At 64.3% G+C, this 20080-nt stretch carries 18 protein-coding genes; 6 read left to right on the top strand and 12 right to left on the bottom strand.

The genetic code is table 11. The features are described from left to right. Positions 1–24: 24 nt before the first annotated feature. Entirely contained in the window at positions 25–264 is a 240-nt protein-coding gene (locus EN862_RS14495) for a DUF680 domain-containing protein (RefSeq protein ID WP_127865002.1), read from the bottom strand. A 481-nt stretch (positions 265–745) separates the two neighbouring features. Between EN862_RS14495 and EN862_RS14490 the strand changes: the two genes are divergently transcribed. Continuing rightward, positions 746–1423 carry a response regulator gene (locus EN862_RS14490; protein ID WP_127865001.1) on the top strand — a complete coding sequence of 226 codons (678 nt, stop codon included), beginning with the start codon at positions 746–748 and terminating at the stop codon, positions 1421–1423. After that, positions 1420–2808 (top strand): sensor histidine kinase, encoded by a 1389-nt coding sequence (locus EN862_RS14485; protein ID WP_127865000.1) that lies wholly within the window; start codon positions 1420–1422, stop codon positions 2806–2808. The genes EN862_RS14490 and EN862_RS14485 overlap by 4 nt, the downstream gene beginning before the upstream one ends. A gap of 107 nt (positions 2809–2915) precedes the next feature. Here the strand turns inward: EN862_RS14485 and EN862_RS14480 are convergent, their stop codons facing one another. The 4 genes from EN862_RS14480 to dapB form a co-directional block, all read right to left on the bottom strand. Beyond that, on the bottom strand, positions 2916–3794 hold the full coding sequence (locus EN862_RS14480; RefSeq protein WP_127864999.1) for an ABC transporter permease: 879 nt from the start codon (positions 3792–3794) through the stop codon (positions 2916–2918). A gap of 11 nt (positions 3795–3805) precedes the next feature. After that, entirely contained in the window at positions 3806–4615 is an 810-nt protein-coding gene (locus EN862_RS14475) for an ABC transporter ATP-binding protein (protein ID WP_127864998.1), read from the bottom strand. A gap of 106 nt (positions 4616–4721) precedes the next feature. Then, positions 4722–5681, bottom strand: coding sequence for an ABC transporter substrate-binding protein (locus tag EN862_RS14470; protein WP_127865468.1), 960 nt, complete (start codon positions 5679–5681; stop codon positions 4722–4724). 202 nt (positions 5682–5883) lie between these two features. Beyond that, positions 5884–6651, bottom strand: a complete 768-nt coding sequence (gene dapB, locus EN862_RS14465; RefSeq protein WP_127864997.1) for a 4-hydroxy-tetrahydrodipicolinate reductase — start codon at positions 6649–6651, stop codon at positions 5884–5886. Positions 6652–6932: 281 nt separating this feature from the next. Between dapB and EN862_RS14460 the strand changes: the two genes are divergently transcribed. Continuing rightward, the gene (locus EN862_RS14460; protein WP_127864996.1) at positions 6933–9665 is read left to right on the top strand and encodes a sel1 repeat family protein; all 2733 of its coding nucleotides are present in this window, start codon (positions 6933–6935) and stop codon (positions 9663–9665) included. Between the two features lie 23 nt (positions 9666–9688). Here EN862_RS14460 and EN862_RS14455 read toward each other — a convergent pair whose 3' ends face one another. Further along, positions 9689–11173, bottom strand: coding sequence for a winged helix-turn-helix domain-containing protein (locus tag EN862_RS14455; RefSeq protein WP_127864995.1), 1485 nt, complete (start codon positions 11171–11173; stop codon positions 9689–9691). A gap of 177 nt (positions 11174–11350) precedes the next feature. On the opposite strand from EN862_RS14455, the gene EN862_RS14450 reads away from it, so the two are divergent. Next, the gene (locus EN862_RS14450) at positions 11351–11563 is read left to right on the top strand and encodes a hypothetical protein (protein WP_127864994.1); all 213 of its coding nucleotides are present in this window, start codon (positions 11351–11353) and stop codon (positions 11561–11563) included. Between the two features lie 30 nt (positions 11564–11593). Here EN862_RS14450 and EN862_RS14445 read toward each other — a convergent pair whose 3' ends face one another. Together EN862_RS14445 and EN862_RS14440 are read right to left on the bottom strand one after the other, a co-directional pair. Continuing rightward, positions 11594–13699 carry a molybdopterin oxidoreductase family protein gene (locus EN862_RS14445; protein WP_127864993.1) on the bottom strand — a complete coding sequence of 702 codons (2106 nt, stop codon included), beginning with the start codon at positions 13697–13699 and terminating at the stop codon, positions 11594–11596. A gap of 232 nt (positions 13700–13931) precedes the next feature. After that, positions 13932–15809: an ABC-F family ATP-binding cassette domain-containing protein gene (locus EN862_RS14440; RefSeq protein ID WP_127864992.1), complete on the bottom strand. Its 1878-nt coding sequence runs from the start codon at positions 15807–15809 to the stop codon at positions 13932–13934. A 135-nt stretch (positions 15810–15944) separates the two neighbouring features. On the opposite strand from EN862_RS14440, the gene EN862_RS14435 reads away from it, so the two are divergent. Then, positions 15945–16166 carry a hypothetical protein gene (locus EN862_RS14435; protein ID WP_127864991.1) on the top strand — a complete coding sequence of 74 codons (222 nt, stop codon included), beginning with the start codon at positions 15945–15947 and terminating at the stop codon, positions 16164–16166. A 489-nt stretch (positions 16167–16655) separates the two neighbouring features. Then, complete coding sequence (locus EN862_RS14430) at positions 16656–16850, top strand: hypothetical protein (protein WP_127864990.1); 195 nt, start codon at positions 16656–16658, stop codon at positions 16848–16850. A 184-nt stretch (positions 16851–17034) separates the two neighbouring features. Here the strand turns inward: EN862_RS14430 and EN862_RS14425 are convergent, their stop codons facing one another. The 4 genes from EN862_RS14425 to EN862_RS36130 all read right to left on the bottom strand — a co-directional run bounded on the left by EN862_RS14425 (position 17035) and on the right by EN862_RS36130 (position 20015). Then, on the bottom strand, positions 17035–17478 hold the full coding sequence (locus tag EN862_RS14425) for a MucR family transcriptional regulator (RefSeq protein ID WP_127864989.1): 444 nt from the start codon (positions 17476–17478) through the stop codon (positions 17035–17037). 353 nt (positions 17479–17831) lie between these two features. After that, complete coding sequence (locus EN862_RS14420; RefSeq protein WP_245519579.1) at positions 17832–18053, bottom strand: hypothetical protein; 222 nt, start codon at positions 18051–18053, stop codon at positions 17832–17834. Beyond that, a complete protein-coding gene (locus tag EN862_RS14415) occupies positions 18034–19140 on the bottom strand; it encodes a DMT family transporter (protein WP_245519627.1) in 1107 nt (368 codons plus the stop codon). The genes EN862_RS14420 and EN862_RS14415 overlap by 20 nt, the downstream gene beginning before the upstream one ends. 41 nt (positions 19141–19181) lie before the next feature. Beyond that, the gene (locus EN862_RS36130) at positions 19182–20015 is read right to left on the bottom strand and encodes a hypothetical protein (protein ID WP_189343186.1); all 834 of its coding nucleotides are present in this window, start codon (positions 20013–20015) and stop codon (positions 19182–19184) included. Between the last annotated feature and the right edge of the window lie 65 nt (positions 20016–20080).

Raw genomic sequence — 20080 nt, 5'->3', positions numbered from 1 at the left:
GCGGTCGATTGGGATCCGAGCCGCTTAGCGGCCCCAGATGCCCTGGCCCGACTGCGGCTGGTTCTGATCAGGCTTGATGTGGAGGTCGCGCTGTTCGAACTTGTCGAGCTTGCGGATCGAGCCGGTGATGCTGTTGTCGACCTTGCCCGCGGGAGCGGTCACGGCCGGCTGATTGACGTTGTCGGAACCGTAATGGTCGCTGCTGGCGAAAGCGCCGCTCGTAGCGACGAGGAGGGCAGCGGCGGTAAGAGCAATCTTGGTCATTCTAAGTACTCCGGATTTTCAAAGTCATGTCCGTCGGTGGCGTGCCTTGATGGAAATTCGCGTCGCTCGGACCACCCCGAAATGGGTCTGTCCTGCTGCCGATTCCAATCACGAAAAGTTGTGAACCGAACCGTTCGGTTCGATCTTGAAATTGCGCGAAAGGCTAAGCGGCCGAAACCTTATCGTTTGATATAAATCGGTTACGGCGATCGATTGTCGAGGCGCCACCCTGGCCAGACCTGCCGGCGTTCACGCTGGTTGCACGAACCATCAACATTAATTGAACCGAACGGTTCGGTTTCATCATTTGCATGCTCGGGCAAGTGGCCCGGCGGGCGCCGTGATCGGGTTGGCGGCCGCCGGCAAACCACATTTGCCTTGCGGGCGGATCGATACTATCGGTGGCATCCAGGACCATTTCGGACGCCGCCCGCCGCCTTTGGCAAAGGCCGGCACCGTTGGGAGGAAACAGCGACGAACGATGCGGCTGCTGCTTGTCGAGGACAATCGCGAACTGGCCGATTGGCTGAGCAAGACGCTGCGCCAGGCGAGCTATGTCGTCGACGTCGTGCATGACGGCGAGGACGTCGAGCATGCCTTGGCCGCCGGCGACCACGCCTTGATCATCCTCGACCTCGCCCTGCCCCGCATGGGCGGCATGGAGGTGCTGAAAAGGCTGCGGGCGCGCGGCAACCCGGTGCCCGTGATCGTGCTCACCGCCAATGCCAGCCTCGACGGCCGGGTCAAGGGGCTCAACGAAGGCGCCGACGACTATCTGGCAAAACCCTTCCAGATCGAGGAGCTGGAAGCGCGCATCCGCGTGCAGCTGCGCCGCGCCAATGACCGCACCGCGCCGGTTATTTCCTGCGGCGACCTCGTCTTCGACACCAACACACGCCTGTTCTCGCTTGCCGGCACGACGCTGTCGCTGACGCCGCGTGAGCATGCGGTGCTGGAACAGCTCGTCGTCAAGGCCGGCCGCACGGTGAGCAAGGCGGCGCTCTCGGCGGCGATCTACGACTTCGACACCGACGCCGACCCCAGCGCCATCGAGATCTATGTGCATCGCCTGCGCAAGAAGCTCGAGGGATCGCGCGTCCAGATCGCCACCTTGCGTGGCCTCGGCTACCTCTTGCGCCAAGACGATCCGGCGCCATGAGAATCGGCCGTCTTCGGATCGGTAGCCTTCGGATCGGCAGTCTTCGGATCCAATTGCTCGCCTGGGTGGTGCTGCCGCTGGCCGGGCTCGCCGCCATCAATCTATGGACCAGCCATGGCAATGCGCGCGCGACTGCCGATCTGGTCACCGACCGGATGCTGATGGCATCGGCGCGAGCCATCGCCGAGCAAGTCGCTGTGAAAGACGGCGTGCTCGACGCCACCATTCCGCCGGCGGCGATCGAAATGTTCGATACCGGCGATCGCGACAGTGTCTACTACCATGTCGAAACCGCCGGCGGACGCCTGCTCACCGGCTATCCCGACCTGCCGAAGGCGACACGGCGCGGCAGTATCGAGACTGGTTTTCGCGATCATCGTCTGCGGCTGGCGACGCTCAGTCATACGGTCATCGGCGCCGGGTCGGATTCGCCGATCACGGTCACGGTCGGTGTGACGCTCGGCGGTCACGATGCGATGGTGAGGCGTCTATGGTTGAGCGCCTTTGGCCAGCAGCTGGCACTGGTGGCGATCGCCGGCGTTTTCGTGCTGCTTGGCTTGCGCCGCGGGCTGGCGCCGCTGATCCGCCTTCGCGATGCGGTTCGCTCGCCGGGCCGCAGCGACCTCGACCCGATCGAGGTGACAGGCGCGCAGAGCGAGATCAGGCCGCTGATCGAGGCGCTCAATGCTTACATGGCGCGCGTGCGGGCGCAGATGGCGGCGCAGCGCCGCTTCATCGCCAATGCCGCGCACCAGTTGCGCACGCCGCTGGCGCTGCTGTCGACACAGGCGAGCTATGCGTTGCGCGAAAGCGCCGCGGATCGACGGCGGGAAGCGCTTGTGGCCTTGCAGGCAAGCTCGGGCAAACTGGCGCGACTGGCCGAGCAGTTGCTAACGCTCTCGCGCGCCGAACCCGGCGGCCGGCGGCCACGTGCCGATCGCATCGACCTCACCGAGGCTGCCCGCCAGGTTCTGGAGGCACATGCGCCGAAGGCGATCGAACGCAACATCGACCTCGGCCTCGAGGAGACCGGCCCCGTGCCGGTCATCGGCGACGGGACGATGTTGCGGGAAATGATCGTCAATCTTGTCGACAACGCGTTGCGTTACACACCGGCCGGCGGCAGCGTTACTGTGAAGCTCGCCGCCAGTGGCGGCGAGGCGCTGCTGACCGTGTCGGATGCCGGACCAGGCATTCCCGTGGAAGAGCGGGAGCACGTCTTCGAACGCTTCTACCGCATAGCCGGTTCGGCGGAGGAAGGCAGCGGGCTCGGGCTCGCCATCGTCCACGAGGTGGTCGAGAATGCCGGCGGCAGCGTCACGCTCGGCGACGCCGCCGCTGGCGGGCTCAAGGTCGAGGTGCGGCTGCCGCTGGCAGGCAACTAGAGCAATTCCAGGAAAAGTGCGTAGCGGTTTTCCGTCCGGAATTGCGCAAAACAAAGGCTTAGAGTGGTTCGGCGATTCCGTGAAACGCTGAACCGCTCTAAGGCGGTTCACTGCGTCTCATGCAGCGGCTGAGGACGCCACTTTGCCAGCCGGCTCTCGACCATCGTCATCAGGTACTCGGCGGCCAGGGCCACCACCATGACGATGACGATCGCGGCATACATGCCGGCCGCGTCAAACGAGCCCTTGGCGATGTTGATCAGGAGGCCGATGCCGTAGCGCGAGCCGACGAACTCGCCGACGATGGCGCCGATGATGGCGAAGCCGAAGCTGACATGCAGGCTGGCGAAGATCCAGCTCATCGCCGACGGCACGATCACCGAACGGGTCAGCTGCCAGTCGGAGGCGCCGAGGATGCGGGCATTGGCGATCATGGCGCGGTCGGCTTCGCGCACGCCTTGGAAGGCGTTGTGGAAGACGACGAAGAACACCATGACGAAGGCCAGCGCCACCTTGGAGGCAAGGCCGAGGCCGAGGATCATGATGAAGATCGGCGCCAGCACCACGCGCGGGATCGAGTTGATCACCTTGATGTAGATGGAGAAGATGTCGGCGGCCATACGGTTGCGGCCGAGCGCGACGCCGATGATGATGCCGGCGACCGAACCGGTGACGAAGCCCAGCACCGACTCTTCCATGGTGACATAGAGGTGGTACCACAGCGGGCCTTCCGACGTGCCCTCCGTGATCCACTCATAGAGCCGGCCGGCGATCGTGCTCGGCATGGCGTAGAAGAAGGGGTCGATCCAGGCCATGCGGCCGGCAATTTCCCACAGGGCGAGGAAGACGACCAGGATGCCCAGCCGCCAGAACGTGACGGTGTGGCGGCGATGCGCTGCTGCCTTGGCGGCGGCGGCCTCGATCTCGGCATCCGAGGTTCCGGGCCTGAAGGCGGCGGTCGGGATGTTGACGGTGGCGTCTGTCATGTCGGTTCTCCTCACGCCGCCGCGCGGGCGTAGCTGGTCTCGACCTCTTCCTTGAGATCGGCCCAGATGGTGCGGGAATAGTCGATGAAGCGCTGCTCGTAGCGGATGTCGGCGACGACGCGTGGGCGCGGCAGATCGATCGTGTAGACGGATTTTACCGTCGCCGGCCCGGCGGTGAGCACATAGACCTTGTCGGCCAGCGCGATGGCTTCCTCTAGGTCATGAGTGACGAAGACGACGGAAGCCTTGGCGTCGGACCAGAGGCGCAACAGTTCTTCATGCATAAGCACACGCGTCTGCACGTCGAGCGCCGAGAACGGTTCGTCCATCAAGAGGATCTCCGGGCCGTTGATGAAGGTCTGGGCCAGCGCCACGCGCTTGCGCATGCCGCCGGAGAGCTGGTGCGGATAGTGCTGTTCGAAGCGCGCCAGGCCGACGCGGGCCAGCCAGTCGCGGGCGGAAGCCTGGGCCTGCGCCTTGGGCTTGCCGCGAAACAGCGGCCCGGCCATGACATTCTCGATCACCGTGCGCCAGGGAAACAGAGCATCGGTCTGGAACACGAAGCCGATGCGCGGGTCGATGCCCTTGACCGGGGCGCCCATGACGCGGACCTCGCCGGCGCTCGGACTGGCGAGCCCGGTGACGAGGTTCAGCGTCGTCGACTTGCCGCAGCCGGTCGGGCCGACGACGGCGACGAACTCGCCGCGTTCGACCGTCATGGTGAAATCGCGGATCGCCGTCAGCGATTTGCCTGTGGGGGAAAGGAAGCGGCGGCTGACATTGATCAGCTCGATCGCGGGAGCGGTCTTTTCGACAGCCATGGTTGAACAGACTCCAATAGCGGGCGATCCCCGCGCAGGAGATCGCCGGACGTGGAAACGAGGCGGGCATGACGGCGCGAGGTCGGAGCCTCGCGCCGGCCTGCGGCTACTTCACGTTCTTGACGAATTCCGTTGTGTAGGTTTTCGACAGGTCGATCTGCTTGCCCTGCAGTTCCTTCTTGAAGGCCGAAAGCACGGCCAGAACCGTCTCCGGCCCACCCTGGGGCATCACGCCATCGGCGGTGAACATGCCCTTGCCGGCATCGAGCGCCTTCACATAGCCTTCCTTGTCGCCGACATAGTAGTCCTTCGGCATCTTTTCGGCGATCTCGGCGCCGCTATGCGTGTTGATGAACTTCAGCGTCTTGACGAACGCGTTGGCGAGCTTCTGAACGGTTTCCTTATGGGCGTCGACCCATTCGGTCTGCATGTAGAGCGAGGCGGCCGGATAGGTGCCTCCAAGTGCCGCCTTCGTGCCTTCCACGGTGCGCATGTCGACGAGCACCTTGGCCTCGCCAGTCTTGAGCAACCGGGAGATCGTCGGCTCGGTGGTCATGCCGGCCTGGATCTTGTCCTGCTGCATGGCGGCGATGAAGGTGTTGCCGGCGCCGACCGGAACCGAGGTGAAATCGCCGAGCTTCAAGCCGTTCTTGACCGCGAGATATTCCGTCAGGAAGTTGGTCGAGGAGCCGAGGCCGGTGACGCCGAGGCTCATGCCCTTGAAGTCGGCCGGCGACTTGATTTCGGGATGCTTGGACGAGACGAGCTCGACCTCGCCGGGCGCCTGGCTGAACTGGACGACGGATTCGACGAACTTGCCCTTGGCCTGCAGGTCGATGCTGTGGTCGTAGAAGCCGACCACGCCCTGCACGGCGCCGGCCAGCATCTCGTTCTCTGCGTCGACGCCGGCCGGCTCGTTGAGCAGTTCGACGTCGAGGCCCTCGTCCTTGAAATAGCCGAGCGCCTCGGCGAGCTTGGCGGGCAGGTAGATCTGCTTTTCGTAGCCGCCGACCATGATCGAGATCTTGTCTGCGGCCGACGCCGTCGTCGCGCCCGCGGCAAGCATGGCAAGCGTCAGCGTCGCCGAACGAAGGGCGTGTTTAGAGATAAAACCGGTCACGTAACTTCCTCCACCTGGGCGGCGCGCCATCCGGGCTGCGCCGCATCTCCTCCTTGCCGACCCCTCCCGGGCCAGTCACGGCGAACGCCGCGAATACAGTCATGGCATGGCCAAGCTTTCAGCTGGCTTTCAGCCTTTTTAGCGACCGTCAAAGGCCCAGCACGTGACGCATGTCGTATTCACCCGGCGGCCGGCTGGCGACCCAGAGTGCCGCCGCGATGGCGCCGCGCGCGAACATCGAGCGGTCGCCGGCCGTATGCGAGAGCGTGAGCCTCTCGCCCTCTGCGAGGAAGCTGACGCTGTGCTCGCCGACGATGCTGCCGCCGCGCAGCACCGCGAAGCCGATCTCGCTGGCAGGGCGCGGACCGATCAGACCATCGCGGGCGCGCTTCGCAACCTCGTCCAGCTCAATGCCGCGTCCGCGCCCGGCCGCCTCGCCCAGCAGCAGCGCCGTGCCCGACGGCGCGTCGACCTTGAAGCGATGATGCGCTTCGAGGATCTCGATGTCGCAGTCATCGGACCCCAGCGCCTTCGCCGCCTGCTCGACCAGTCCGGTCAGCATGTTGAGCCCGAGCGAATAGCTGCCGGAGCGCACGACAGCGATTGTCTTTGCCGCCTCGGCGACTGCGGCCAACTCCGATGTGGTGAAACCCGTTGAGCCGATCACCAGCGCCGGACCGCCGCGTGCCGCGCAGGCTTTGGCAAGTTCGGCGGACGCCGCGGGCGTGGTGAAGTCGATCACCACGTCGGCAAGCGAAAGCGCTTCGTCGCGCTCGAGGAGCCCCTCGCCCACGCTGCCCGGCCGATGGAAGCGCGCGACGAGCTGCAGCCGCGGATCGGCGGCGGCGGTCTCGGTCATCTGCCGGCCCATGCGGCCGAGCGCACCGGCGATGGCGATTTTAAGCGGTTGTGGCATGGCGATTCCCGTCGAAAGCCCGAGTCGGAACAATCCTCTAGCACGCCGCCTTAGCAAATTGATTCAGGCGCCTGGGGACGCCACGATATCGGGGCGAGACGAGGGCGGACTATTAGTGAATGTGAAACGCCACACTCATCATCGTTGACGTGATGTGCTAATTAGCGTGAGCGTCCGGCTGCACCCGGACCCACGTCCGAGGGGGGCGCCCATGCCGCGGCCAGTGCACGTCCTGGTTCCTTTCTGCCTCGCTGTCCTTTCCTGCATTCCTTTGGCACCGCTTGCCGGCGGAGCCCCTCGCTGCACAGGCTTCTCCCGACAAACCCGATGATGCGGCCAAAAAGGCGGCTGAGGATGCGGCGAAGAAGGCGGCGCTCGCCGAGGCGATCAGCGTCTGCGACAAGGGTGCCTCGGTGCCGCTCGATCCCGAAGCCAAGGCGCCGCCTGTCCAGTATGGCCAGCTCTTCCCGCAAGACTTTGATCTGAGCAAGCTCAAAACCCTGTCCGACAAATGCCAGGCGGCGATGCTCGGCGCGCCGCAGGAAAAGCGGCTGACGCTTGAATGGCTGCGGGTCCAGGTCGCGCTCAACCAGGCGGGGTTGGCCTTTCTCGTCCCACAGATCAAGCTCATCGCCGACGGCGGCAGTCCCGAGGCCAACTATCTGCTCTACGAGGTCTATTCGGTGCATCGCCACGACAGCGCCGACGGCGGTCCGCCGCCGGTCACACGGGCGATGGCGCTCGATGCCTTGCAGAAGGCCGGCGCTGCCGGTCATCTCACGGCGCTCGAGACGCTGCTGCGTCAGTATATCGACGGGCCGCTGCCGCGCCGCGACGCGCGCAAGGTGGTCGAGACCGCGCAACGCGTCATCGATGCGCCGGCCCAGGGCCAGTCGCCCGGCGAATGGGACAGCCAGTTCCGCGCCGCCATGCCACTGCTGATTGCGCGGACGGTGCTGGAGAATGACGGCTTTGCCGCCGAGGAGCAGCACAAGGCCTTTCAGGCCGTGGATGCGGATACCAAGGCCGGCAGTGCCGGGCCTGAAGCGTCGGTGCTCGCCTATATCAAGGCGCTGCGGCTCGGCCGAGGCACACAGCAGGACGCGGCGAAGGCCAGGCAATTGCTGGAAGCGCGCGTCGCCAACGATCAGTATGCCATACCGATACTGGCCGACATGCTGGCCAAGGGCGAAGGCGGCCCGGCGGACGGCAAGCGCGCGATCGCGATGCTGCGCGGCGCCACCAAGGACGTCGCCGGCGCCGGGCCGCTGCTCGCCGGCCTGCTGCTCGACGGCAAATTCGTCGGCCGCCAGCCGCGCGAGGCGATCCGGCTGCTCAACGCCCCGTGGGATCTCGACGCCAGCATCAGGCTGGCGAAGCTGCTTCCCGACTATGACGGCTTTCAAATCGACAATCCGGACCAGCTGGTCGAGCGCCTGAGCGACGCCGCCGAGGCCGGCGAACTAGGTGCTGCACTGGCGCTGGCGCGGCTGCAGCTGTCGGACGATCAGCAGTTCAAGAACGAGGATTCGGCGCGTGCCATGCTGAAGCCGCTGGCGGACGGCGGTGATCGCGAGGCGCTGTGGCTCTACGCCTCGACGCAATATGCCAATCTCGATTCGACCAGCTATCACCCGTCGCGCCGCGACGACGGGCTGAGCGACGATCAATTGAAAGCGCTGATCGACGAGGGCGAAGCCAGGAAGGAGCAGCAGGCCTATCTGCTGCACGCAAAGCTCCTGCGCAAGGGCGTGGTCTATCCGCAGGACGATCAGAAGGCGACGGCGATGCTGATCAACGCCGCCAATCTCGGCAGCGTCGAGGCGATGGTGCTGCTCGGCGATGCCTATGACGACGGTCTCGGCATCGACAAGAACCCGCGCGAGCGCCTGCATGCCTGGCGCGAGGCGGCGCGTCTCGGCTCGCTCAAGGCAAGGAGCAAGCTCGCCAACGCCTTCACCTTCGACAGCTTCGATCATCTGATGACGCTGCGCGAAGGCATCACCGACCGCATCGCCCTTTACAATGACGGCATCGGCAGGATGGGCGCCGGCGTGTTCGGCGCCAACGACGCCGACATGGAACTGAGCGGCCTCTTTTCCGGCCCGGCCTCCAGCGCCGGAACGGCGGCGATCGCAGCCGCGGTGATGGATGCTTTCCGAGAGGCGCCGGCCGGCCTCGACGACAACAATCTGGCCGGCATCGGCAAGGCGCTGCCCGACGATATCCGCGTCGCCATCGAGACGACGCTGAAGAGCGAGGGTTTCTACACCGGCGAGCCGAAGGGCTATTTCGGTCCGGACGCGCGCAAGGGGCTGGCCGCCTGGGTCGACGCGAAGGGACCGCTTGGCGATGCTCCCAGCCCGCAAGCCGCAGCCGGTACACAGCAGGCCGCGCCCGCTCCGGGCGGCCTCGACTCGGACCTCGTCAACCGCATCCGCGACAAGGTGTTCGCCCAGGCGCAGGCCGCCAAGACAGATAAGCAGAAGCTTGCCGCCATCAAGCAGCTCGGCATTCTCGCCCGCTACGGCGACCTGCCCTCGCGCTGGGTGCTGGTGCGCAACTACCATCAGGCGCGCGCTATCCGCTCGGTGGTGACGCCCGAGGAGATCACTCGCTACGCGCTGGATATACTGGTGTCGAAACCAGCCGGCGTCGACAAGCCTGAATTCGAGTTCATCTTCGACCTGACGCAGATCGCGCAGGATCGGAAATCGAAGGCGGTCGGCGGCGCCACGCTGCAAGCGATCCGCGACGAGCCGCGCTTGCAGGACCCGCTGACGCTCGGCGCCGTCATGATCCAGTTCGCCTTCGCGCCGGACGCCTGCGACTCCGTGCTCGCCGCGGCCAGGAAAGCCGGCATCGACGGCGTGGGTTCGGACGGATGCGACGAGGACACGCGCACGGCCCTCATCGCCTTCGCCAAGGACAAGGGCGCGTCCGGTGTCGATGCGGCAGCGCGCAAGGCAGCCGTGGATGAGATCAAGGCACTGGACGCGCAGGCGGCGAAGTAGCCAGGCTATGAGCCGCGACGGACCTATTGCGCCTTGTCGACACGATCGAGGATCGCGCGGTAGCGGCCGCATACGGCGGCGTCCTGATAGAAGTCCACTTCGGTATCGATGATCTGATCAAGGCTCATTCCGCGATAATGCGCCTTGACCTTCGCCAGGACATCTTGCGCTTGGCTGATTTCGCCGAGCTCGGAATGGCAGATGATAAGACGAATGAGCGACCATGGTGTCACAGTCGCCATTTTCGCGTAGCAGTCAGCCGCCTCGCGATATCGCCCTGCCGTCGTCAGCAGGACGCCCCGGAAATCATCATACCATCCCACGGCGTATGGGTCGCGGCGCTGGGCTTCGGCTATTTCACCAAGCCCCTGCTCCGGCCTGTCCGTGTGATTGAGGAAAATAGCGCGGATACTGAGAATGAACGGATCGTTCGGATTGAGCGCAACCGCCCGGTCAAGGCTGACTTCCGCTTGCCTGAATTGGCGCAGGTACAAGTGAGCGAAGCCGGTGGCGAGATGCCCATAGGCTTCGTCCGGATCGAGGCCCAATGCTGTTCTTGCGATCTCCAGTCCGGAATGCAAATGACCGGGATTGTTGTAGTCCCAATAATACTTGATGGACTCCACAAAACTCAGCATGGCGTGGGCGGCGGCAAACTTGGGATCAAGTTGTACCGCCTGGCGCAGAAAGGGTTCGGATTCGAGCACTGTGTCATAGACGGCTGCCAGTTGCAGCGCCCGCAGGTAAAACTCATAGGCCGACATGTTGTTGGTCGGTCGGGCCCTGGCGCGCGACGCGATCGCGGTTCTGGCCTGTCGCGCCAGACGCGCCGCAATCATCCGGGTGATTTCGTCCTGGATGGCGAAAATGTCGTCGAGTTCCCGGTCGTAGTGTTCGCCCCAGATATGAGCCATCGACAATGCATCGGTCAGTTGCACGGTGACCCGCACCCGGTTGCCGATCTTGCGCACGCTGCCTTCGACGACATATTGGACGCCAAGCTTGCTTGCCACCTCCGCCGGGTCATGCGCCTTGCCGCGAAACTGGAACGAGGAGTTCCGCGCGATGACCAGAAACTCCTTGTACTTGCCGAGCTCGGCGATGATGTCTTCGGTGATCCCGTCGCTGAAATAGTCTTGCTCCGGGTCCCCGCTCATATTGTCGAAGGCAAGTATGGCAATGGACGGTCTGGGCGGCGTACCATCCGCCGTAACCGCGAAGGGCCTGGGGCCGGCATATTTATAGCCGCGACCATGCACGGTTGCGATCATCTCGGCAGGCAGCAGCTTTCGCAGCGCCGAAACGTGGACCTGCAGCGTGTTCTCCTCCACCACCAGGCCGGCCCAGATCGCATCTAGAAGTTCGGCCTTGCCGACCACCTGGTCGGGCCTGTCGAGCAACATCGCGAGGATGTCCAAGGAACGCGCCGAAAGTTCCGCCGGCCCTTGCGGCCCGAGCAGCTGCCGTTCGGCTCGCCTCAAACGATAGTTCCCAAACTGCAGGTCCATCGGCCAAGAACTCATCCCTCGCCGGCAAGATAATCCAAGATCACCCTGAAGGCGAACTTCAGCGTCGTTCGCGAGTCTCCGCTTCAAACAATTTCAGAGCCGTTCAGGACTCTTCAGGTTCAAGCCAAGGACCTGGGTGGGACGTTGTGCCATTTGTCGCCGTCACAGGAGGACATCATGGCTGACATCCTCACCACAGCCCCGACTACCGGCCGACGCCTCAAACTGCCGCGGCTTCCGAGGCTTGCAATCGGCGTATCGCTCAACGCCATATCCGCTTTGGTGGGCGATGCGCTCAAGATGGTATATGTGGACCCCTACGCCAGCCTTGGTCGCCAACCGCAAGTCGCCCCAGACGATGACCTCGAAGGCCGAGATCGCATTTGGTGAGCCATCAGGCCATTGGCAGACCGAAAGTACTCAAAGCGCCCTGAGCCACACCTTGTTGTCGTGGACCGCAGCGCCGCCATAGGGTGCGGGCGCGTCGGCGCCGGTCAGCACGTTGACGCCCTCGCCGCGCTCATGCGCGCTGTTCGGCCAGATGCCTTCGGCGATCACCACGCCGCGCTTCACGCCGTCGAAGAATCTGGCGTGCAGCACCAAATCGCCGCGCCGGTTGCCGACCTCGACGCGGCCGCCATCCTCGATGCCGAGCGCTTCGGCATCTTCGCGGTGGATGAGTAGTTCCGGTCTGCCTTCCTTGGCCTTGGACACCGGCGTCTCGGCAAAGCTCGAATTGAGGAAGTTGCGCGCCGGCGAGGTCGCCAGCCGGAACGGATGCTCCTCGTCCGCCACCTCGATCAGCTCGACATGGTCGGGGAATTCCGGCAGCCGGTCGACCGGGCCGAACAGGCCCATGCTTTTCGGCGGCCGGTTGGGCGCCGACTGCCCTGTCCAATTGGGCCGGAAGTGGAACTTCTTGTCGGCATGGCCGAAGCCGTTGATGAAATGCGCGTCGTCGAAGTCGGGCTGCAGGTCGACCCACTTCTGTTCCCTCAAACTATCAAAGCTGCCGAGCCCGCGCTTGCCGAGGATGATGTCAATGTGCTCGCGCTCGATCAGGCCGAAGCCAGGCCGGTCGCCGACGCCAAGCCGCTTGCCGAGTTCTTCATTCACGTAATGGTTGGTGCGCGGCCCCTCCGGCGGCTCAATCAGCTTGGGGCCGAGCGTGATGTGCTGGTTGCCGCCGCCCTTGTAGATGTCGTCATGCTCCAGAAACATCGTCGCCGGCAGCACGACATCGGCGAGCTTGGCCGTGTCGGTCATGAACTGCTCATGCACGCAGGTGAACAGGTCCTCGCGCAGAAAACCCTTTCTCACCAGCCTCTGCTCCGGCGCGACATTGGCAGGGTTGGTGTTCTGGATCAGCATCGCCGTCACCGGGGGGCCGCCATAGAGCGCGTCTTCGGCGCCGGTCAGCACCGGGCCGATGCGCGAATGGTCGAGGTAGCGGATGCTCGGGTCGCGCATCGCGGTGCCTTCGAGCACATCCTGGTTCAGCTTGAAGATGCCGGAATTGGAATGGAAGGCGCCGCCGCCCTCATATTGCCAGGCGCCGGTGACGGCGGCGATCGAGGACGCGGCGTGCATGTTGATCGAGCCGTTGCGCTGGCGCGCGAAGCCATAGCCGAGGCGGAAGTAAGTCTTCTTCGTCGTGCCGACGATCCGCGCGAAAGCCTCGATCTCGGCGACGGAGAGCCCGGTGATGGCGGCGGCCCATTCGGGCGTGCGGCTGCGCAGATGCTCTTCCAGCCCGCGCGGATCGTCGGTGTATTTCTCGAGATAGTCGCGGTCGGCGAGCCCATCGCGGAACAGCACATGCATGACCGCGCAGGCGAGCGCGCCGTCGGTGCCGGGCTTCAGCACCAGGCCGAGATCGGCCTGCTTCATCGTCGCGTTGTCGTAGATATCGATGACGACGATTTTCGCGCCGCGCTCTTTCCGCGCCCTCGTTGCATGGGTCATGACGTTGACCTGCGTCACCACTGCATTGGTGCCCCAGATCACCACGCAATCGGCTTTGGCCATCTCGCGCGGGTCGGGACCGCGCAAGGCGCCCGCCCCCATCATCCAGCCGGTCCAGGCGAGATTGGTGCAGATCGAGCCGAAGAAGCCTGAGTATTTTTTCGCGTGGCGCAGCCGCTCGATGCCGTCGCGCTGCACCAGTCCCATCGTACCGGCGTAGAAATAGGGCCAGACCGTCTCGGAACCGTATTTCTCCTCGGCCGCGATGAATTTTCCCGCCACGAGATCGAGCGCCGCTTCCCAGCTCGCTTCCTTCCACGCGCCCTCGCCCTTGGCGCCCGCGCGCACCAGCGGCTTCAGCAGCCGGTCGGGATGATGCACGCGGTCGGCATAGCGCGCGACCTTGGCGCAAACGACGCCCGCCGTATAGCTGTTCGCCTTGGCGCCATGCACGCGGCCGATGCGGTTGCCGTCGAGCAGCTCGACTTCGAGGGCGCAGGTGGAAGGGCAATCGTGAGGACAGGCCGAATGGCCGACCCGGAGCTTGGCGTGCTGGTTCATGCGGGGTGTGTAGCGGGTTTTGCGGGAGAGGTGTAGGGCCAGATGATTGGCTAATCTCCCCCCTTGTGGGGGAGATGGCCGGCAGGCCAGAGGGGGCCGCGAAGGAACGCGGCCTTGGAGATGCCTACTCTGGCCGACGGCAGTTGATCGCGTAACAAGCTGACAGGCTGGCGGGACAGCGCCCCCCTCTGCCCTGCCGGGCATCTCCCCCACAAGGGGGGAGATTAGCTAATCACTCCGCGATCCCTTCCTCATATTCCGCCGACATGGTCAGCCACTTGTCCTCGTTCACGGCAAGCGTATGCGCCAGTTGCGAGCGCTCCTTGGCGAGCCGCGTCGCCGTGGACGGATCCTTCTCGTAGATCGCAGGATTGGCGAGCTCGTCCTCGATCAGGTCGATGCGCTTGCGGATGCGGTCCATCAGCGCCTCGGTCGCGCGGATTTCCTTCGCCAGCGGTTCCAATGCGGCACGGCGCTGGGCGGCCTCGCGACGGCGGTCGGCCTTGGAGGCCTTGTCGGCCTCCTTCTGCTCGCGGCGGTTGGGCGACACGCCGGTGACCAGCGTTTTGTAATCCTCCAGGTCACCGTCATAGGGATTGACCGCGCCGTCCTTCACCAGCCACAGCCGGTCGGCTGTCGCCTCCAGAAGATGCCGATCGTGCGAGATCAGGATGACCGCGCCCGGAAAATCGTTGAGCGCATGGATCAGCGATTCTCGGCTGTCGATGTCGAGATGGTTGGTCGGCTCGTCGAGGATGAAGAGGTTCGGGCCCTCGAAGGCGGACAGGCCCATCAAGAGCCGCGCCTTCTCACCGCCCGACAGATCCTTCGCCGCGGTGTTCATCTTCTCGGTCGAGAGGCCGAACTGGGCGACGCGGGCGCGCACCTTGGCTTCCGGCGCGTCCGGCATCATCCGGCGCACATGCTCGTAGGCGCTCTCCTCGGGACGTAGATCATCGAGCTGGTGCTGGGCGAAGATCGCCACCTTCAGGCCCGGCGCGATGGTCATCGAGCCCGTCTCGGCCTTCAGCCGGCCGGCGAGCAGTTTGGCGAAGGTCGACTTGCCATTGCCGTTGGCGCCGAGCAGCGCGATGCGGTCGTCGGCATCGATGCGCAGCGTCATCTTCTTGAGGATCGGATTGCCTTCGCTATAGCCGACGTTGACGCCGTTCAGCGCCACGATCGGCGAGGCCACCGTCTTCACCGGCTCGGGGAAGGAGAACGGCCGCACCGTGTCGTTGACCACGGCGGCGATCGGCTTCAGCTTCTCCAGCGCCTTCAGGCGCGACTGCGCTTGCCTTGCCTTGGAAGCCTTGGCGCGAAAACGCTCGACGAAGGATTCCATATGCTTGCGCTGCGCTTCCTGCTTGACGCGGCTCTTTTCCTGCAGCTCGCGCTGTTCGGTGAGCTGGCGCTCGAACTGGTCGTAGCCGCCGCGCCAGAAGGTGAGCTTCTTCTGGTCGAGATGGACGATCGAGTTGACGGCGCGGTTGAGCAGGTCGCGGTCGTGCGAGATCAGCAAAACTGTGTGCGGATACTTCGAGACGTAGTTCTCAAGCCACAGCGTACCTTCGAGATCGAGATAATTGGTCGGCTCGTCGAGCAGCAGAAGATCCGGCTCGGAGAACAGCACGGCTGCCAGAGCCACGCGCATGCGCCAGCCGCCGGAGAAGGAGGAAGCCGGCCGCCGCTGCGCGGCATCGTCGAAGCCGAGGCCGGCCAGGATGGTGGCGGCGCGGGATTCGGCCGAATGCGCGTCGATGTCGGCCAGCCGCGTGTGGATCTCGGCGATGCGGTGCGGGTCGGTTGCGGTCTTCTCTTCCTCGAGCAAGGCCTGGCGTTCGACATCGGCCTTCAGCACGATCTCGATCAGCGGCTCCTCAGTGGCAGGCGCCTCCTGCGCCACTTGACCGATGCGGGTGTTTTTCGGCAGGCTGATCGAGCCGGTCTCGGACGGGAAATCGCCGGTGATCGCCTTGAACAGCGTGGTCTTGCCGGTGCCGTTGCGGCCGACGAGACCGGCTTTGGTGCCGGCCGGCAGCGTGAGCGAGGCATGATCGAGAAGCAGCCGCCCCGCCATGCGCAGCGTAAGGTCGTTGATGATAAGCATAGCCGCGCTTTTGCACGGGACATCGGCGCTTCGCAAGAGCCAGCGCCCGGACGATGCTCGCGCTGTCCGCAGCCGTTCAGCAAAAAAACGCGACCCGGGCTGGAACCAGTTGCCGGCCCCAGCGTTTGGAGGCCCGTGATCCGCTATCTCGCCCTCGCCTTCATCTTCTTCCAGGTCGCCACGACCACCGCGCTGGCGACGCAGGTGGTTCTGTTCGAAGACCAGGCCGCTCAAATTGCTGTCCCGGTTGAATCGACAAGCGCGGCACCGACACAGCCAATCTCCCCCGTAGTGAGGCGCGCGACGGAACACCTGCTGATTCAGATCGACAGCGGGAACTTCGGCCGTCGCCCATGAACGACTGAGAGAGCTGGCTGGGCAGCGCTCCCACCGCCGGACCAATATGTCTGGCAATGCGTCCAGGTTTCGCCGGCGACCAACCCGCCCTGCAATGGCCAGAACACATGCAGCATGATGATCGACGAGATCAAGCGCGGCTGCGCCATGATCGGCAATGACGATCCGCCGGCCTTCTGTTCCTCCTAAAAGGGCTCAGCCGCGCGCCCGCCCAGCCGCTAGCCCGAGGCGATCAACATTCTCGGGCGGAAGATCAATCCGGTGCAGCAAGACAACCGCAAGTTTGCCTTGCGCTCAATATTGATGCAGCGATCGACGATACCACCAAAAAAGGACAGCAAAATCTTCCGGGCCGAGCATGATGCTTGTCAAAAATTGATTTCAGTTTTTATCGCAAACCTGCGACCTTGCGGACGCGCCGTGAGTCGTGAGTGGGCGCCAACGATAACTTGGTCCAAGCATTGGCCCTTGGAATGTCAGGAGCTCACGATGGGCGAAGCGGTCAACGATCTGCGAACGCTGAAATATGTGGCGGAGGTCGCGCGCAGGCTGGCAAAGATGCTCTCGCGCACGCGCTACCAGATGCTCGTCTATTTTCTTGAAATGACAGCCGTCGAAGCGGACAGCCTCGCCGCCGAGCGGGAGCCCGACCGCCACGATGCGAGCAGGCCGCCCCGCAACTGATGCAGGGCGTTCGGAGCGTTTGCGGAAACCAGCCACGCAGCGACGCAACATGCCGAGCGGTCCGACGGCCGCGCCATGACGATGGCGCGGCGTCATTCATTGCCTCAGTCAGCAGCTAAAGCGCGTCGCATGTCATTATCCCGAAACCGGTTCCCACTTTCGGGAGACATGCTTTAGGTCCGGCTCAGGCTTTGCCCTTGCGCTTGCCTTTGCCCGCGTCACCGCCGGCCGGCTTGCGGCCAAGGCCGGAAGATTTGGCCAGCGCCGAGCGGGTCGCCGAATAGCTGGGCGCCACCATCGGATAATCCGCAGGCAGGCCCCATTTGGCGCGGTATTCGTCCGGCGTCAGGTTGTGGTCGGTCGCAAGGTGGCGTTTCAACGACTTGAACTTCTTCCCGTCCTCCAGGCAGATGATGTGATCCGGGAAGACCGAGCGCTTCGGGTTGACGGCAGGCGTCAGCGCCACCGCCTCCTTGACAACGCTGCCGCCGGCGAGCTTGCGCACCGACGCGCTGACGCTGGCGATCAGATCAGGCAGGCCGGAAGCAGGGAGCGGATTGTTGCCGACATAGGCGGAGACAATGTCGGCGGTCAGTTCGATTGCAGTCTTATCGTCGATGTTGGACAATTTTTTCACCTTCTGCCGGCCCTCAAATCGCCAGCTCGTTTTTAAGACTTTTGTCGGTGTATCGAATTGGACAAGCCCCCCAACGGACCGTCCAGAGTCAGTAAAGCTACGCGACTCAATACCGGGTTATGTTTCTACGCGGGCTGCAAATGCGCAAGTTAGGATTTCTAATAGCTATAACAGATGCTTTATAGCACCGGCGGTCCGGCTGGATAGGTAAAACCTACGGTAGCACTCGGTCGGCCAAGGAAGTTGCTGAAAAATCGAAGTTCAGGCCAAGTTCGGCCACGGTAACGATAATCCCCCTGTTGGGTATCGACCATTCGCGCTTCGGGTGGCGCCAGGCAAATCGCTCATTTGACGGCGACGCCGCGCCTGACATCCGCCGAAGGGCTGTCCGCCAGGATTTCCAGCACGCGTTTCCAGCGCGCGCAGCGGCCAAAGTCCTTTTGCTCGATGGCCTTTTCCGCCTTCATGGCCGCATAGAGCGGCGCTTCCGCGCCAAATTCCCTGAGCAGCCAGTGCGCCTCCTGTCTGGCGCGGCGTTCGTCCTCGTCAACGGGCATTCTGGACATTGTGCCTGGTCTCCATACCTTCGATGCCGACCGCGAGGCAGCTGCCAATGACGAGGACGGCGCCGGCAACAGCCGTCATCGACAGGCTTTCGCCCGACAGGGTCAGCAGAAACGTGGAAGCGATCGGCGTAAGATAGGCCACGATTGCTATCCTGCCGCCGTGATCGAGCTTTGCCGCGCGCGACCAGAAATAGTAGCCGAGCCCCATCGGGCCGGCGCCGAGATAGAGGCCGAGCAGGAGGTGCGCACCGGTCAGGCGTCCAGCGCCGTCATGCAGGCACCAGGCTAAGGTGAGCGCCACGCCGATCAGCGCCGAGGGCAAAAGCAGACGCTCCGGCGACACGCCAAGGCGGCCGACGGTAAGCGAGTAGAAGGCCATGCAGAGCGCCGAGCCGAAAGCGGCGAGATAGCCGACGACGCTGCCGCCTTCGAACCAGGCCCTGTTGAACCAAGAATGGGCGCGCCCTCCGGAAATGACCAGCGCCACGCCGGCGAAGCCGACAGCGGCGGCCAGCCCGAGCAACAGCGGCCGGCGCGGCCGGCCCAGCAGGATAACCGCCGCGGCGGTCATCAGCGGCCAAGTATAGGCGACGAGGTTCGCCTCGATGACCGGCATCGAGGCGAAGCCGATATATTGCAGCACCATGGTGCCGACCAGACCCAGGAAGCCGACGGCGTAGGCGGCAAGCGAGACTCTTTCCTTCTCCCCTTGTGGGAGAAGGTGGATCGGCGCGGAGCGCCGAGACGGATGAGGGGTGTTGGAAGAAACGCCAGCCTCGGCGATCCGTCCAGCACCCCTCATCCGACCTCGCTTCGCGAGGCCACCGCCCGGGGGCGAGCCACGGGTCTCGCCCCGTCCTTCGGACCCCACAAGGGGAGAAGGGAAGAGCCGGATCAGCGCGAAGACCAGGGCCGCCCCGCAAAATTGCAGGAACTGCACTTGCGATACCGGATAGAGGGCAAGCAGCGTCTTGCCGACCAGGGCGTTGGTCGCCCACAGCGCCACGGCGCCGAGGGCGAAGGCCAGCGCCGCGGGGGCGGCACTGGAACGGTTCTGACAGTCCGGCACGACCGGGCCGAGGCTCAGCGACGCCGAGGGCGGCTGGCGCTCGACCGGATCGTTGGTCACTACCACGACTCCCTTGCTCCGCCGGAAACCGGCTCCGCGGCGGGCTGCGGCATGGGATGCTCCTCGGCATGGCGGCGATAGGCGGGCAGCTGGTTGGTCCAAACATCCTCGGCCAGCTCGTTCACCCAGGCGCGGTCATGGTCGTTGTCGGCGGCGAGGTAGAACATGCGGTTGTCGTCGACATAGGGCTTGGTCGCCGAGCGCTGGTTGAGCACTAGCGTGACGCGCTCGCCGAGCTGGATCGGCGCGGTGCGGTGGAGCACGCCGAGGAACTGGCCGAGCGTGGCGTAGTTCATCTTGTGGTCGATGCGCATGATCTTGTTGCGCGGCAGGTCGCGGCCGGATTCCAGGATCGAACGGCCGGTCTCGGAATCGTCGCAGTAGATTTCAAGATGACCGCCGATGAGCGGGTCGCTGATCGACAGCGGGATGAGTTCGGTCACCGGAACGCCGTCGCAATGCCATTCGACGGCGCCGTCCCTGGGGTTCATGAAGGTGACGGTCGAACCGACGATCGACAGCGGATAGGGTTCGAGCTTGGTGCCCATCATGTCGGACAGCCTTTCCAAGCGCAGCTTGTCGTGTAAAAGCTCTTTGATCTCCGGAATATAGCGGTCGGCGCCGGTGATAAAGGTGAGGTCGAGGTGCTTGTGAACGGCATGGCTGGCCTTCAATTTGAGCGCCGCTTCCTCGATGGCGGCAAGCAGTGCGGGGTCGTAACCGTGACGATACTGGGCGACGCCGAAGCCCGACACTTTCCAGGCCGTCTCATGACCAATGATGGCCTCGCGGCTCATTGCACAGCGCAGTTCGGGAATTGTATGGGCGTTCATTGTACTTTCTCCAAGATGGGGGCAACACTTGGTTAACAGTCATTTAAACGCCCACCCCTGTAAAT

Origin of the sequence: Mesorhizobium sp. M2E.F.Ca.ET.219.01.1.1, assembly GCF_004016445.2 — a bacterium.
Lineage (GTDB): Bacteria > Pseudomonadota > Alphaproteobacteria > Rhizobiales > Rhizobiaceae > Mesorhizobium.
This window is presented reverse-complemented; position numbering and strand designations above follow the sequence as displayed.

Excerpts from the sequence above, each read along its gene's own strand:
- EN862_RS14495 (WP_127865002.1), bottom strand. The coding sequence starts at position 264 with ATGACCAAGATTGCTCTTACCGCCGCTGCCCTCCTCGTCGCTACGAGC.
- EN862_RS14490 (WP_127865001.1), top strand. The coding sequence starts at position 746 with ATGCGGCTGCTGCTTGTCGAGGACAATCGCGAACTGGCCGATTGGCTG.
- EN862_RS14485 (WP_127865000.1), top strand. The coding sequence starts at position 1,420 with ATGAGAATCGGCCGTCTTCGGATCGGTAGCCTTCGGATCGGCAGTCTT.
- EN862_RS14480 (WP_127864999.1), bottom strand. The coding sequence starts at position 3,794 with ATGACAGACGCCACCGTCAACATCCCGACCGCCGCCTTCAGGCCCGGA.
- EN862_RS14475 (WP_127864998.1), bottom strand. The coding sequence starts at position 4,615 with ATGGCTGTCGAAAAGACCGCTCCCGCGATCGAGCTGATCAATGTCAGC.
- EN862_RS14470 (WP_127865468.1), bottom strand. The coding sequence starts at position 5,681 with ATGCTTGCCGCGGGCGCGACGACGGCGTCGGCCGCAGACAAGATCTCG.
- dapB (WP_127864997.1), bottom strand. The coding sequence starts at position 6,651 with ATGCCACAACCGCTTAAAATCGCCATCGCCGGTGCGCTCGGCCGCATG.
- EN862_RS14455 (WP_127864995.1), bottom strand. The coding sequence starts at position 11,173 with ATGGACCTGCAGTTTGGGAACTATCGTTTGAGGCGAGCCGAACGGCAG.
- EN862_RS14450 (WP_127864994.1), top strand. The coding sequence starts at position 11,351 with ATGGCTGACATCCTCACCACAGCCCCGACTACCGGCCGACGCCTCAAA.
- EN862_RS14445 (WP_127864993.1), bottom strand. The coding sequence starts at position 13,699 with ATGAACCAGCACGCCAAGCTCCGGGTCGGCCATTCGGCCTGTCCTCAC.
- EN862_RS14440 (WP_127864992.1), bottom strand. The coding sequence starts at position 15,809 with ATGCTTATCATCAACGACCTTACGCTGCGCATGGCGGGGCGGCTGCTT.
- EN862_RS14430 (WP_127864990.1), top strand. The coding sequence starts at position 16,656 with ATGGGCGAAGCGGTCAACGATCTGCGAACGCTGAAATATGTGGCGGAG.
- EN862_RS14420 (WP_245519579.1), bottom strand. The coding sequence starts at position 18,053 with ATGTCCAGAATGCCCGTTGACGAGGACGAACGCCGCGCCAGACAGGAG.
- EN862_RS36130 (WP_189343186.1), bottom strand. The coding sequence starts at position 20,015 with ATGAACGCCCATACAATTCCCGAACTGCGCTGTGCAATGAGCCGCGAG.